Genomic DNA, 13173 nt, shown 5'->3' with positions numbered 1-13173 from the left:
TTCTCATGTAACACGCCCCGTCTCTCCTCCTCCCCGCGTGCGCCCGGCCGGATGCGCCCGTCTCCTACCCCCTGCGTCCGTGCGCGGGTCGCCTTGGTCAGGTCGGCCGCTGTGTCGCTCTCCGGCAGCGTGAAGGGGATGTTCCGATCCATCCGGACGGGCATCAACCTATCAAGGCATATCCTCAGCGCGACCGTGTCGCCCTCCAGAGCCATCTCGATCGCCTTGCGGGTCAGGGCCTCGCTCTCGCCGTCGAGGATCGTCTCCAGGGCCTCGGTAGAGCGGTTGCGGGCACCTTTCGGACGGCCGCCAGGGTTGCCGCTCTGGCCCGGCCCAAATGGCCGACCATCACCCGGCATGCTCACCCCCTGCGGCTCGGCGTGACTGTAAAGAACAGCCAAAAAACAGCCACGACCTCATCGCCCGCACCTGTCGGTGATGTCCTTCAGCGGCAGGTCGCGCCCGGGTGCGACCATGATCCGGATGATGGCGCCTTCATCATCGCGGATGTCGTGACCGCACTCCCGGAGGAAGGCGACGGCAGCATCCCTGGGCAGATCCTTCGGCCCCTCGATCGCGAAGTGGCGCTGCGTGCGGTGCCGCGGCGGACGGATGGCCCTCTCCAGCTTCTGGAGGCGGGCGTTCAAGTCCCTCATGTCAGCCGCCCCTCAATACAGGTGGAGAGGGCAGGCGTGACGTCGCGCGCGCGGCGCGTCAGGCCGATGGCCTCTAAGAGGCGGCGAAGGTTGCCGGAGGTGCGGCTGTAGAGGTCCAGGAACTTGGTGTCGGCCTCGCCCTCAGTGGCAAACCGTTCCTCCATCCGCTCCAGCTCGACGGTCAGCGTCGCGATCCGGCGGACGATCGACTGCTGCGCGACGGACACGGCGCCCTCCCCGCCCAGGTCGGACAGATGCAGAGCCATGAGGTCCCGCATGCGTCGCGCCCAGCCCGAACGCCCATCCACGTTCTGCAGCAGCACGCTGCCGTTCGTGACACGGCTCCGGTGCGAGGGCTTCTGTGCGGTAATGAGGGGGCTATCTGCCACCGATCCAACAGCCTTATCGGACATCTGTTGGACAAAGATAGTGTGGGCGGCGCACTAAGTCATTGAATCTTCGTGTATATATCAGTTCATCCGTGTTCAATCTATTGCCTTGATAAGGCGACAATGGCGGCGGCCAGCTTTTTTCTGGTCATTTCGGCGATGCGAGCGTATGCCCTCTCACCCCATCCTGACGCTTAAGATTTCGATAACCATGACAGGCTCCTGTGGATGAGCGCGACCTGATCTGGTCGTGATCGATTGACCTGTCGGCGACGGAGATCAGCGATGGACCAGCAGGCCGGGGACGATCACGAAGACCGCGCTCAGATGGAGTGAGCTGCCGACTGGAAGGCGTCATGGCGCCACCTCTGAGTCCGAAGGCCACCGGGATGCGTTGAAGCTTTCGACGGGGCGCGTCCGCCGCTGCCCGCTCAGGACGCCCCAATGAACGCGATCGGTTGGCTGCTCACCAAATTGATTGAACTCATCACCGGTAAAGACCGAGGGCAGAAAAGCTCTGGCATGCCGAGAGTACGTGAAGTTGGAGCACACGAAGATCGAGCGGCTGATAAGAGCAGAAACTTCGATGCCGATTACCGCGCTGCCACGAACATGCTGAAGACCCGGATGGGCAACAGCTTCCCAGACAATTACCACGCACGGCCGAGCCCGGGCGCGAACAGCATGCGTGACTTCGGCGACGAGCGGGCCGAAGCGATTGACACGGCTTCGGCTGCGATAGCTGCAGCCCTTCGCAAGGGCGCCACCGTCAAGCAGGCAGCTGAAGCCGGCGCAGCTAGCGTCGGCATCTAATCGTTGGACGGTTGGGGCTAACCTTCAGCTGCCCGACGCTTCCGATCCTCCTGCACGTCTCCCATGGCGATCGCGATATCGCTGGCCGGGACGTGCTTGAGCCGCGGGATGAGTTTGAGCAGCGTTTCCCGCGGAATCCTTTCGACCAACATCTCGGCCGCGCGCTTCGCAGCTTCCTTCCGGTCCGCGTCGGTCAGGTGGGCATAGTGCTTTGCCCAGACGCCTCGGATGATGTCGTTCCGCTGCGGCTTGGTGATGTAACCGATACGGGATAGTTCGCGGGCGGCTCCTTCCTGCCAATCGGGATTGTCCTTCGCCTCGTCCCAGACCTGCTTTAGCTCGGTGGAATCATGCTCGGCCTCGGGCGACAGGGGTTTCCGAGACGCAGTAGCCCGCTTTGGTCCCGTTGCCTCGGCCGCCGCCTCGCGCACGCTCAAACCCGCAACGCGTTGCGCTTTTGCCGGATCACCTTCCACATGCCGGGCGATACGCATGTAGAGCTGCGCCGTCCGCGGTGAGACGGTGGTGTTCAGCCGGAGCCAAGCGTCCCAGCCACCGTGCGGGACGGTGTCCTTGGCCTGGGCCAAGAGCCTGCCGCACTCGACGGCGTACCGGGCGCCCTCGCGCTTGGCAGCCTCGACACCGGCATGGGCCGCGTTGATCGCACCGGCGATATTGGAATGGGTCATCACGAATCCTCCGTTGCTGATGAAAGGTGCCGCCTGCGCCTGAGCGCAGTCACTCGGCCGCCGCGAGCTTCAGCCACTCCAGCGCACCGTCGTTCCGCGCCTCCTCGCGCCAGTCGCCGACGACCACGATGCCCTTGGTCGTGGTCCAACCCCTGAACCAAGCGTCGAAGGAATCGGGATAGGGTGGATAGCCACGACCTCTCTGATCGCCTTCCACGACCGCGATCCAGCAAGGCCAGTTGCCCCCGCAGCCCATTATCGTGTGCGCCTCGCGGCCAAGCAGATCGACTCTGATGGACCGCTTGTGCGGGGGCGTGATGTCGAACTTGTCCTCCAAGCTCACCAGCGGCCCCACACTAGCCTTCACGCATCGCGAGATGGCGGAGATCGTGAACACGGTGACGATGTGCTTGTTGGTGCGCTTCGATCTGCGATTCGCGTCCGATGCCACGATGGTCCCGCGGACCTTCGCCCGTTCGGCCGCCTCCACGAGGTGATCAAGCACCGGGGTAATCATCTCCTCGAACACACGCTCGATTTCCCGCGCGTCCGAATTTATCTTACCCCCCTGTGCCGATAGTGCCGTTGGCGCCGTTTGCGTCGAAATCGCAGCTATTGGCGCCATTGGCACTGCCGGCACAGGGGGGGAGATCTCTTCGAAAGCGCAGATACCGTCAAAAGGGCGGCTGACGACGACCTCCGGATGCACCTCATAGTTCAGGGCTTTGCGCCCCTTACCGTCGCCCGCCCGAGTGAAGCGCTGACGGATCAGCCCCGCCTCTACGAGTTGCTTGCACGCAGCATCCATGTCGGCCGCGTCGCGCAGTATCCCGCCGATCTGTCGCCGGACCTCGCGGGCGTTGAACTCGGTAAGCCGGTTCTGCCGAAGGTGTTGCGCTAATAGCATCCCGCGCCGCTCGGCCACCGGGATCACGGCGTCTCCGAATACCCGCTCAGCCATCGGCAGAAAGTAGGCGTTCAGCAAGTCGGCCGCCGCTGTCACCGCATCGGGCGAGATCGCCTTCGGCTCCGATTCCTCGGTGCCGCCACACCACCACAGATACTCCAGCACGGCGGACAGGCGCAGGCAGTGCCCGCGGGCCTTGCCGAGCGTGCCGGCGAGCAGGCCGCTGGCCATGTGGCAGCGCTCTACGATCTCCCTGGCGAACGCCTCCAGCCGGTCCTCCGCCTGGCGGGCGAGCGGCACCAGCACGGGTTCGGGATGCCCGAACTCGTCATGGATCTGCAGCAGGTCGGTGAGTCGGGCGAACGCGCGCTGCATCGGCCCGTCATCCTGCGCGCCACGGGCCAAGTTGAACTCGGGCTTGGTCTCCGGCCACGCCCACAGGAGTCGAGAGGCCAGCCCATCGTCAGGCCCGTTCAGGATCATCTCCAGCTTGTCAGGCTGCACGCCGCCCAGCACGCCGACGCTGAGATGACGGATCCGCAGCGGCTCCGGGTTCTTCATTCGATCCACGACGTAGGCACGGCCACCGTACATCTCGATCGCGAACGCTCTGTCGGAGCCACCGCCGCCGTACTTATCGAAGGCTCCGAGCCAGCCGGCCAATTCATCACGGACCAGTAGAAGGCCACGAGGAAGGCCTGCAGCCAAGGCGCCCAGCGCCTCGACGGTGGCGTCGGCCACCCGAATCCGCGGCCGGACCGGCGCGGGTGGCTCCTGGGCGTCAGGTGGCATGGCGGGCGGCGGGTCACCGTTCTTCACAGCTGTTTTGACCTCGATCTTCCACGCCTCGATCCGGGCCTCACAGGCTTGCTTGGCGGTGGCGTGCTCCTGCTGAACCTGCTCGAAGCCGTCTGCCATCCGGTCTTCGGCGAACCGGACCAAGTTGAACGCTGCGTCCATGCTGGGCGACTTGGATGAGGACGGTGGTCCGACTTCGGCGCACCAAAGGACAGGTGGCTCCGACCATGTGGTGCCAGCCTGGGGCCAGCGCACGTTGGCGACGCTGGCGCCGACGCTGGCGAGCAGGGCAACCGCCACATAGTCGACTGGCGCGGATGCCCCCTTGGCCTTGCGCTCGCACCACCCGGCCCACGGGCCAAGCAGATGCAGCGGGAAGGCCGGCGGGGATCGCCGACCGGTGCCGAGCAGGATAAGATCGGGATCTGGCCAGAAACCAGACCCCCCTGTGCCGATTGCGCCATTGGCGCCGTTAGACCTGCCGTGATCACCATGACGGTGATCGTCAGCGGCAGGGCCAAGGCGATCCACCTCGGCAGCGAAGTGCTGCGCTCTCATGGGCGCACCTCCGAATTCGAATGAGTATGGGGCGCGGGGGGCGGCTGCCGTAGCTGGCGCTCGCGGTCGGTCTGCTCGGTCAGGTCACCGAGCAGATTGAGAGCGGCCCGAAACTCGGCTGCAGCGCAGCGCATCGAGTACTTCAGCCCGGCATCGTCCCGCAGGACCACATAGTCGCCGACCATGTTGGCGCGCATGCTGACGAGGGCCATCAACTCGGCGATGTGGGCCCGGAGCTTGTCCGGATCGCCGTAGGCGAAGTCGTTGGGGTTGAGAGGGGAGGCGCTCATGCGCGCCTCCAGTGCTCAGGTGTCGCGAGCGCCAACTCGGCGATGACGCTGGCGACGGCCGGCGACAGGCCGTAGCGTGCGGCGAGATGGAGATCTTGCCGAAAGGCGGGGGCGGGAGTATTTCCATGAATGTCGGCCTGCGAAGCGACAATCAAGGAAACCTGCCTCGGCCCGCGCTGAGCGCAGGTTTTCTTTTGCATGCTATGCGGCCTCCTTGGTCCGCGAGGCAGACTCCGCCTCACACGCGCGCAGCCATTCCAGATCAGCCTCCGCCGAGATCCGGACGGAGTTGCCAAACTTCATGGTGCGCGGCGCCTTGCCGGCCTTAATCAGGTTGTAGAAGGTTGCGCGGGAGATCTTCCGGTGCGCGCACCACTCGGGAATTGTCCAGACTTGCATCTCTGCACCTGCCTTTGTCTGTGGCGGTGCATCTAAGATTAGACAGATCTATCCTTGAAAAAACTATGACAACACTGACGCAGATATTTTGCGTCAGAGTTTTTTATCGACATTTCTCGGCCTGCCGATAGCTGTAGGTACTTTCTTGAAAATGCTTCGAAAATCGGCTTCGGTGATGTGTCGGCTGGGAAAACGCTGGCGCAAGAATTCACTAGCTTGTGCTCGCGTCAGCCTTTTCGTCAGCGTTTCCGCCTCAAGCGCTGCTATGGCCTCCTCGATATCCCGATCGCGCATCGATTTGGGCCTGTCCGCTTCCCCGGTCGGGCTGGTAGCCTGCTTGGCTGCCGCACTCACTCGCTCAATTGCTTCGGCCTGTAGAGCATCCAGATAGATGCTTATGTCCTCTCCGCCGTTGGGTATTCCGATCTGCCAAGCAACTGCAGACGGTATGTAGCCATGATCCATGATCACGGCGCCATGGGGCCCTTGCCAGAAATTAGCTAGTAACGGCAGAAAATTTCCCCCTGGATCGTAGTAGATTGCAACTAGCTGTCTGCCAGACAAGGCTGAACCAAGTATTTCAGATCCAATTTTCTCGCGCACTTCCACGAATGGAACCAGTCTGACAGGCAAAAATGATGGCTTGGTGAGCGGCATCAAATGGCTCGCATCGGTTCAACGTTGTCGTCGGCCCCGCCAAACCGTGGGGCACCGGCCCGGATCGCATCGGCGACGTAGCTCGGCGCGAGGTGCCCGTAGTGCTTCTCGACCATTCGGGTGTCGGCGTGGCCGAGGTTGCGGGACACCACCATCAGCGGCACGCCGGCCATGACGGACAGCGATGCCCACGTGTGCCGCAATCCGTGGAAGCCGATGGGCGGCGTGATCCTGCCGTTGGCGCAGGCGTCCGCCATCGGCCGGAGCTGATGCGAGGCCGCCCACGGTTCGCCGTTGGTCTTCAGGAACATGCGTGCCGTGCCGGGGCGGCCGGCGACGTGGCGGGCGAAGAAAGCGGCGCCGTCGTCCGTCAACACGATGTGACGGGGCTTGCCTGATTTGGAGGTGCGGATCGCGATGGTGCCTGAGTCCGGATTGAAGTCGCGGACCTCCAAGACGCATAGCTCGCCGTAGCGGGCACCGGTCTCCAGGCCGGCTTGAACCAGAGCACGGAATCCCGGCTCGGCCGCGTTGATCAGGCGCTTCGCTTCCGCGATCGTCAGGTAGCGAACGCGGGCGGCGTCGACGTTCTCGAATGGCTCGACGCGGCGCCAAGCCAGATCCGACGAGATGCCCCCTCCCCTCCATGCGCGGTTCAGCGCACCTTTCAGGATCGTCAGGGTACGGTTTGCCGACGAGCGGCGCTTCCGCTTCGTCTCGTCGTCGACCGCCATCTCACCGTAGCGCTGCTCGTCGCCGGCCTTTGTCCGGATCCGGGGCGCAGCCTTCGCCATGTCGGCGAGCCACTTCTCAATCTGTTTGGTGGTGAGCGCCTCGACCTCAATGTCGCCGAGGGTCGGCAAGATGTGAGCCCCTACCCTCTTGCGAGCATCGACACCGGTTTTCCGGTTGGCGTCGAGGAAGTCGACGTAGGCGTTGACCGCGTCTCGGACAGTGAGCGGCCCGGTCTTACCGGCAGCACTGTGCGCCCGCTGAACCATCCGGGAGCGCGCCAGATCTTGCGCCTGCCGAAAGCTCAGCACGGCGACGCCGTCCGGATCGGAGTAGTCGTCGGCGACGGCGAGGGTCTCGATCTCGTAGTCGCGCTCGCCGATGTAGTGGCGGGCGACCCACTTGCCGGCGCCCTTCTGCGGTCGGCGGTAGCCAAGGTGAAGGCCTGGCTCCAGCGTGCGGTAATATGGTTTCCCGCGCGGCAACAGCCGCTGGCGGGCGGTGCGGGTCTCAAGGTTGGCGTCACGAACACTGCGGGCCACGGGTGGGCTCCTCTGCAGACGATGTCCAACAGATGTCCAATATGTGTAGCTAGACTGCGATAGACAAGACTAGGCGCAGATCGGCTATCATATTGGAGGAACTGCGGATTTTACGACAAGGGTAGACGCGGATAGATCTCACAGCGTCTCTTTCACGGCGAAAACACGGGTTCGATTCCCGTAGGGCGCGCCAAAAAAATTTGAGCCTCTGGCGGCGACACCTGCGATCCGGCTCAGTCGGCTCTATGTCTGCTCGGCTGTTCTCTCGGTCGCCGCTATCGGTCCCATAACGGGTGCCTTCCACGGCCGCACCGTGCCTCTGCCATCGGGCGTACGGGCCACCGGCGCGACGGGATCGGGCGGGCACACCTGCGGGAAGCGGCCGGCGTCGACGCGGTCTTCAGGGGGGCGCAGATTCGGCGCTGGCACGTGCCGCGGATCGAGGCGAGCGAAGCGTACGCGTCGAGAGAGCCAGGACAATCCCGACGAGCGCGGTCGCGCTGAACACCGCAAACATCGCCGCGCCGACGTTCTCCGGTCCGACGACCCGGTCGTTGATCACCCCGACAAGCGCGGGTCCGACCCCGAAGGCGACGAGCGTCACGCTCGCCACGAAGACGGCGCTCATCCGGCCGCGCAGCGCCCGGGGCGTCAGGATCTGAAGTCCCGCCAGGGCGGGCGGGCTCGTGACGCCGAGCGCCGCCACGAGGACGGCGAACCCGGTCAGCGACGTCGTCAGATCGGACGCGAGGGCCATCACCCCGGCGCTCGGGCAGGCCAGCGCCAGCCCGAGGGCGAGGGCGCGCGAGGCCGCGCCCCGAAGCCCGCGCGCCCGCGCCCGATCGAGCCAGCGCCCCCCGGCGATGTGCCCGAGCGGCGCCGCCACCAGGATCACCATCCCGAGGTAGAGGCCGCCCGTCGCGGGGGTGAGCCCGTGCGCACGCACGTAGAAGGTCGGCGCCCACGCCGTCAGGGTCTGGCTGATCAGCACGGCCGCCGCCGCGGCGCCGAAATGCGGCAGGTAGGCGGAGCGATGGCGCAGCACCCAGGCGAGCGCCGGCCGCCCTGTCCGGGCCGGTGCCGTCGGCGGTTCGACCACGCGCTGCAACCCGACCAGCAGCGCGAGGTTCGGCAGGCAGGCCAGCGCGAACAGCGCCTGCCACGGCCGGACCGGGCCGTAGCCGGGCACGGTCAGGCCGCCCGCCGCGGTGAGCCAGGCGAGGGCGGCCCCACCCCCCAGGAGCGCGAGGCTGCGCCCCAGCGTCGCCCCGGCGGTGAAGAGCGAGATCGCCCGGCCGATCCCGGCCGGCGGCAGGCGATAGGCCATCAGCGACAGCGCGGCGGGCGCGATCGCGGCCTGCCCGAGGCCGAGCAATGCCCGGGCGACGGCCAGGGCGGCGAACGAGCCGGCCAGCCCGCAGGCCAGGGTCGCCAAACCCCACACGAGGACGCTGGCCAGCAGCAGGCTGCGGCGGTGCCCGCGGTCGGCGCAGATCCCCGCCCAGGGCATCGCCGCGGCGTTGAGCACGGCGAATGCCGAGCCTTGCAGCACGCCCAGCTGCGTGTCCGAGAGGGCGAGATCGAGCTTCAGCGGCTGTGCCACCAGGGTGATCAGGAAGCGGTCGCTGAACGCCAGGAACTGCGTCGCCGCGAGCAGCAGAACGAGTGACCGGCCCGACAGGCCCGGAGCGGCGGCGCCGCCATCCGCGCCCATCAGTACAGCTCGCTGATCCAGCGCTCGAACACGGACTCGATCGGGCCGTGGTCGGACCGGTCGAGCCGCGCCCTGTGGACGATCGATCGGTAGCGGCCCGGCGGGACGCCGAAGGCGGCGCGGAAGGCGCGGTTGCTGTGGCTCTCGTCGATGAAGCCGCAGGCGAACGCGAGGGTGGATGCGGACCGGGTTTCGCCGGGCCGGCGCAGGGCGTCGCGGAGGCGCTCCAGGCGCCGGCGCTGCACGTAGCGGGCGACGCCGCCCTCGTCGGCGAAATCCTCGTACAGCCGGCTGCGGGACGTGCCGATGCCGGCGGCGACCGTCGCCGCGTCCAGGCGGGGATCGAGCAGATGGGTGTCGACATACGCCTCGGCACGGGTGCGGCGCAGCGGCCGCGCCGCCGCTGCCGACACCCGTCGTGCCACCGGCGCGGCCGTGGCCGCTTTCAACCCGAGGCCGAGCAGTTCGGTCGCGGTGTCGGCCGCCCCCTCGACCGCGACATCCGGCAGATTGTCCGCACGGCGCACGAGCGACAGGAGAAAATCCCTGAGCAGCCCGGCCGCGGCCCCGGGCAGCACCGCCCCGTGGAGGGCGTCGAGCGCGCCGACAGCCGGCTCCACGATCTCGCGCGCGAGTGCCACGGAGAGGAGGCGAGCGCGGCCGACACGGGTCCAGTGCGGTTGGGCGGTATTGACGAGCATGATCTCACCGGGCCGCAACCGGTGCTCCGCCCCCGGGGGGCCAGCGGCGAGATCACCGTCCAGCAGCAGATGCAGCACGAGGTGGTCGAAGCCGTCCCGCCCCACCCGGCGGGGATCGCGGCGGTGCAGGAGGCCGCCGAGGTCGCGCTCGTACAGCACCATCCGCTGGAAGCGGCGGATGTGGACGCGGGCATGGAAAGGCCCGTCGGTGCGCTCGACATCGGCCCCGACGCTGTACAGGCGATGGTACGCGTCGAAGCCGTCACCGCCCTCGCGCGGGGCGGTGAACGCGAGCATGCGCGCGGCCATTGCTACGAGGGCCTGACGCCGACGCGAGCGGCACGGACGAAGCCCGGGCCGGGTGACGCCGCATCCCTGACATGGACGCAGCAGGGTCGTCGGGATGCCATATGCCGAGTGAGCTCTCTATTGTTACCCCGAATGTAGTCCCGTTCGTGGAACGTCTAGAGCCAGGTCTGAAGATATTTTCTGGGGCGCCTACACAGGGCGTCCATTGAACCCGCCTGATCGGGCACGGCGGCTCGACGGCTTTAGCCATCCCCAAGTGCCTGCCGGGCCGCCGACCTTCTCCCGGACATGGCATCCCGCCCGAACGGGATCGGGCTGCCCGGTCGCGACGGACGAGGCCGGCCTCGGCGCAGACGCCGCCGCGCTGCGGCCGTTCGACACCGATCGATTGCACGCGCCGCGTCTCGTGATGGCATCCGGGCGGACGGGCCTGGGTGCCCTGTCACGCGAAAATCACACCCGCAGTCTGGGGCCGTATGAGCCGCCAGTTTGGGACGCTCAGCCAATCCATGTCGGGCCTGCCGCGTCCACTATCGGAGGCGCTCGGTATCGTGCCGACGGTGAACGCCCCTGCCTTCGTGCCCGGCGGGGCAGGACGGGGGAATCGGGGACACGGTGATGGCGGGCGTTCGCGGCGGTACCGGAATCCGAGGAAGCGACGCGTTCAGCGACGCGTTCGGCGTTGACGTGGGCGGCCTCGGCGACCCGGGCAATGCTCAGGGTATGCGCGACTCGGCCTCTGCTGGCTGCCGCGCCCGACCGACAATGCGGGACGGGTCAGCGCCCCCGCGGCCCCGCAGGCCGGTCCGGGCGTGCCCCCCGCCAAGTGCAACCCGAAGGCCGGTGAGCCGAGCAGCATCGAGATCCTGCAGGTCAATCCGACAGGGAGATGAGGATGAGGTCGCGATGTCATCTCTGGGCCGTCCTGTGCTTGGCGTGCACGCCGGCATCGGCTCAAGGCCCCGTCAACGTGAACGATTGCACGCTATTGCCTGATCCGATCGCGCTCCGGCGGTGCGTCGATGGTTTCGGTTCGCAGAGCGTGAGGCCGCCTGCGCCCCCGGCGCTTCCCGCGACCGCCGCGGATACGGCCCGATCCGAGCCTGCCCCGAGAGCCGCCAAGGCCCCATCGGCCGGCAAGCAAGCGGGAGACTGGTTGTACGAGAGCGCTTCGGGGGTCGAGCCGGGACGATCAGGCCCGAACGCAATACGTCTCGATGATTGATTTCTTTGAAATAATATCTCGGACGACACTGACTGTATCCGATCGCGCATCGCAAACACAGAGCACAAACCGGCGCCCGAAGTTTCATGTCAACGCTGGTTCCATTCGCCATGCGGCCGCGGGCACATCCGACCGCTGACGACCTGTCGGGATCGCGAGCCCCTGCCGCTCTGCGCGGAGACGACGTTCCGGTTCGGCGCATGACCTGACCATGCCGTCCGGGATCGGATCTCGTCTGAGGCTTGGATGTCGGATCCGGCTGGCGGGCTTCGGCCACGCAAAAAGTTAGCACTTCTCCCAGACGAGTGCTAATGATGCGCCGATCGGGCCGCGATTCCCGTCTTCGCCGCCACGCTTCCCGCGATCGCGCCAACCATGCCGGTTGGATCTTGCCTGGGAACGATCAGGATCTCGCAATGAAATTCCGTCCGCTACACGACCGCGTGGTGCTCCGCCGCATCGAGGGCGAGGAGAAGACCAAGGGCGGCATCATCATCCCCGACACGGTCAAGGAGAAGCCGCAGGAGGGGGAGGTCGTCGCCGTTGGGCCGGGGGCCCGCGACGAGGCCGGCAAGATCAATGCCCTCGACGTCAAGGCCGGCGACCGCGTCCTGTTCGGCAAGTGGTCCGGCACCGAGGTCAAGATCGACGGTCAGGACCTCCTGATCATGAAGGAATCCGACATCCTGGGCGTCGTCGCCTAGGGCGCGCGCCGCCGAAATGGACACCGGTTCGGCGTCAGCGCGCGCGACGCATCTGAGGACTCAGAGCCTTCAGAGTCGCCGCACGCGGCCTCGAACCCCGACCTGCCCTTCGAGGCGCCCGCTGTGGCGTGCCTCGGGGCCAAACGACAGATGATGAGCCACCACCATGTCCGCCAAAGACGTTCGCTTTTCGGTCGATGCCCGTGAGAAGATGCTGCGCGGTGTCGAGCTGCTCGCCAGCGCGGTGAAGGTGACGCTGGGCCCCAAGGGCCGCAACGTCGTGATCGAGAAGAGTTTCGGCGCCCCGCGCATCACCAAGGACGGCGTCACCGTCGCCAAGGAGATCGAGCTCGTCGACAAGTTCGAGAATATGGGCGCCCAGATGGTCCGCGAGGTCGCCTCGAAGTCGAGCGACACCGCCGGTGACGGCACCACCACCGCGACCGTTCTCGCGGCCTCCATCGTGCGCGAGGGCGTGAAGTACGTCGCCGCCGGCATGAACCCGATGGACCTGAAGCGCGGCATCGATCTGGCTGTGGCCGCGGTCGTGAAGGATATCGCGGGCCGCTCCCGCAAGGTCGCCTCGTCCGAAGAGATCGCCCAGGTCGGCACGATCTCGGCCAACGGCGATACGGAGATCGGCGGGATGATCGCCCACGCCATGCAGAAGGTCGGTAACGAGGGCGTCATCACCGTTGAGGAGGCCAAGACCGCCGAGACCGAACTCGACGTCGTCGAGGGCATGCAGTTCGACCGCGGCTATCTCTCCCCGTACTTCATCACGAACGCGGAGAAGATGGTCGCCGACCTCGAGGACCCGTACATCCTCATCCACGAGAAGAAGCTGTCGTCGCTCCAGGCGATGCTGCCGGTGCTCGAGGCCGTGGTCCAGACCGGCAAGCCGCTGCTGATCATCGCCGAGGACATCGAGGGCGAGGCGCTCGCCACCCTCGTGGTCAACAAGCTGCGCGGCGGCCTCAAGGTCGCGGCCGTCAAGGCGCCGGGCTTCGGTGACCGCCGCAAGGCGATGCTCGAGGACATCGCGATCCTGACCAAGGGCCAGATGATCGCCGAGGATCTCGGGATCAAG

General features: G+C 66.5%; 15 protein-coding genes. 3 read left to right on the top strand and 12 right to left on the bottom strand.

Going from position 1 to position 13173, the window contains the following annotated elements:
• From MKK69_RS25095 to MKK69_RS25085, 3 genes are all read right to left on the bottom strand, one after another.
• Positions 1-359 (bottom strand): DUF5681 domain-containing protein (locus MKK69_RS25095; RefSeq protein WP_243972456.1); only part of this gene is annotated, 359 nt, incomplete at its 3' end.
• A gap of 57 nt (positions 360-416) precedes the next feature.
• The gene (locus MKK69_RS25090; RefSeq protein WP_243972454.1) at positions 417-647 is read right to left on the bottom strand and encodes a hypothetical protein; all 231 of its coding nucleotides are present in this window, start codon (positions 645-647) and stop codon (positions 417-419) included.
• Between the two features lie 5 nt (positions 648-652).
• Complete coding sequence (locus MKK69_RS25085; protein WP_243972452.1) at positions 653-979, bottom strand: hypothetical protein; 327 nt, start codon at positions 977-979, stop codon at positions 653-655.
• Positions 980-1489: 510 nt separating this feature from the next.
• Between MKK69_RS25085 and MKK69_RS25080 the strand changes: the two genes are divergently transcribed.
• Positions 1490-1858: a hypothetical protein gene (locus MKK69_RS25080; protein ID WP_243972450.1), complete on the top strand. Its 369-nt coding sequence runs from the start codon at positions 1490-1492 to the stop codon at positions 1856-1858.
• Positions 1859-1875: 17 nt separating this feature from the next.
• On the opposite strand, the gene MKK69_RS25075 is transcribed toward MKK69_RS25080, so the two are convergent.
• The 9 genes from MKK69_RS25075 to MKK69_RS25035 form a co-directional block, all read right to left on the bottom strand.
• Complete coding sequence (locus MKK69_RS25075; protein ID WP_243972448.1) at positions 1876-2547, bottom strand: DUF3102 domain-containing protein; 672 nt, start codon at positions 2545-2547, stop codon at positions 1876-1878.
• Positions 2548-2596: 49 nt separating this feature from the next.
• The gene (locus tag MKK69_RS25070; protein ID WP_243972446.1) at positions 2597-4810 is read right to left on the bottom strand and encodes a DUF3987 domain-containing protein; all 2214 of its coding nucleotides are present in this window, start codon (positions 4808-4810) and stop codon (positions 2597-2599) included.
• Positions 4807-5100, bottom strand: a complete 294-nt coding sequence (locus tag MKK69_RS25065) for a hypothetical protein (RefSeq protein ID WP_243972444.1) — start codon at positions 5098-5100, stop codon at positions 4807-4809. Before MKK69_RS25065 ends, MKK69_RS25070 begins: the two co-directional genes overlap by 4 nt.
• Complete coding sequence (locus MKK69_RS25060; protein ID WP_243972442.1) at positions 5097-5300, bottom strand: hypothetical protein; 204 nt, start codon at positions 5298-5300, stop codon at positions 5097-5099. The genes MKK69_RS25065 and MKK69_RS25060 overlap by 4 nt, the downstream gene beginning before the upstream one ends.
• A gap of 1 nt (position 5301) precedes the next feature.
• Positions 5302-5499 (bottom strand): helix-turn-helix transcriptional regulator, encoded by a 198-nt coding sequence (locus MKK69_RS25055; RefSeq protein ID WP_091722291.1) that lies wholly within the window; start codon positions 5497-5499, stop codon positions 5302-5304.
• A gap of 93 nt (positions 5500-5592) precedes the next feature.
• On the bottom strand, positions 5593-6156 hold the full coding sequence (locus MKK69_RS25050; protein WP_243972440.1) for a hypothetical protein: 564 nt from the start codon (positions 6154-6156) through the stop codon (positions 5593-5595).
• On the bottom strand, positions 6156-7430 hold the full coding sequence (locus MKK69_RS25045; RefSeq protein ID WP_243972432.1) for a tyrosine-type recombinase/integrase: 1275 nt from the start codon (positions 7428-7430) through the stop codon (positions 6156-6158). Before MKK69_RS25045 ends, MKK69_RS25050 begins: the two co-directional genes overlap by 1 nt.
• A 400-nt stretch (positions 7431-7830) precedes the next feature.
• On the bottom strand, positions 7831-9144 hold the full coding sequence (locus tag MKK69_RS25040; protein WP_243972426.1) for an MFS transporter: 1314 nt from the start codon (positions 9142-9144) through the stop codon (positions 7831-7833).
• Positions 9144-10142, bottom strand: a complete 999-nt coding sequence (locus MKK69_RS25035; protein ID WP_243972416.1) for a helix-turn-helix domain-containing protein — start codon at positions 10140-10142, stop codon at positions 9144-9146. Before MKK69_RS25035 ends, MKK69_RS25040 begins: the two co-directional genes overlap by 1 nt.
• Positions 10143-11795: 1653 nt before the next feature.
• On the opposite strand from MKK69_RS25035, the gene groES reads away from it, so the two are divergent.
• Complete coding sequence (gene groES, locus MKK69_RS25030) at positions 11796-12083, top strand: co-chaperone GroES (protein WP_243920647.1); 288 nt, start codon at positions 11796-11798, stop codon at positions 12081-12083.
• 166 nt (positions 12084-12249) lie between these two features.
• A partial coding sequence (gene groEL, locus MKK69_RS25025; protein ID WP_243972414.1) for a chaperonin GroEL occupies positions 12250-13173 on the top strand: 924 nt, incomplete at its 3' end.

This window comes from Methylobacterium sp. J-026 (assembly GCF_022829585.1).
Taxonomy (GTDB): domain Bacteria; phylum Pseudomonadota; class Alphaproteobacteria; order Rhizobiales; family Beijerinckiaceae; genus Methylobacterium.
Note: the sequence above shows the minus strand (reverse complement) of the source record. Positions and strands in the feature narration are given on the sequence as shown.

What these genes read in the sequence shown, in the direction of transcription:
- MKK69_RS25080 (WP_243972450.1), top strand. Translation starts at nt 1,490, where the DNA reads ATGAACGCGATCGGTTGGCTGCTCACCAAATTGATTGAACTCATCACC.
- MKK69_RS25075 (WP_243972448.1), bottom strand. Translation starts at nt 2,547, where the DNA reads ATGACCCATTCCAATATCGCCGGTGCGATCAACGCGGCCCATGCCGGT.
- MKK69_RS25070 (WP_243972446.1), bottom strand. Translation starts at nt 4,810, where the DNA reads ATGAGAGCGCAGCACTTCGCTGCCGAGGTGGATCGCCTTGGCCCTGCC.
- MKK69_RS25065 (WP_243972444.1), bottom strand. Translation starts at nt 5,100, where the DNA reads ATGAGCGCCTCCCCTCTCAACCCCAACGACTTCGCCTACGGCGATCCG.
- MKK69_RS25060 (WP_243972442.1), bottom strand. Translation starts at nt 5,300, where the DNA reads ATGCAAAAGAAAACCTGCGCTCAGCGCGGGCCGAGGCAGGTTTCCTTG.
- MKK69_RS25055 (WP_091722291.1), bottom strand. Translation starts at nt 5,499, where the DNA reads ATGCAAGTCTGGACAATTCCCGAGTGGTGCGCGCACCGGAAGATCTCC.
- MKK69_RS25050 (WP_243972440.1), bottom strand. Translation starts at nt 6,156, where the DNA reads ATGCCGCTCACCAAGCCATCATTTTTGCCTGTCAGACTGGTTCCATTC.
- MKK69_RS25040 (WP_243972426.1), bottom strand. Translation starts at nt 9,144, where the DNA reads ATGGGCGCGGATGGCGGCGCCGCCGCTCCGGGCCTGTCGGGCCGGTCA.
- MKK69_RS25035 (WP_243972416.1), bottom strand. Translation starts at nt 10,142, where the DNA reads ATGCTCGCGTTCACCGCCCCGCGCGAGGGCGGTGACGGCTTCGACGCG.
- groES (WP_243920647.1), top strand. Translation starts at nt 11,796, where the DNA reads ATGAAATTCCGTCCGCTACACGACCGCGTGGTGCTCCGCCGCATCGAG.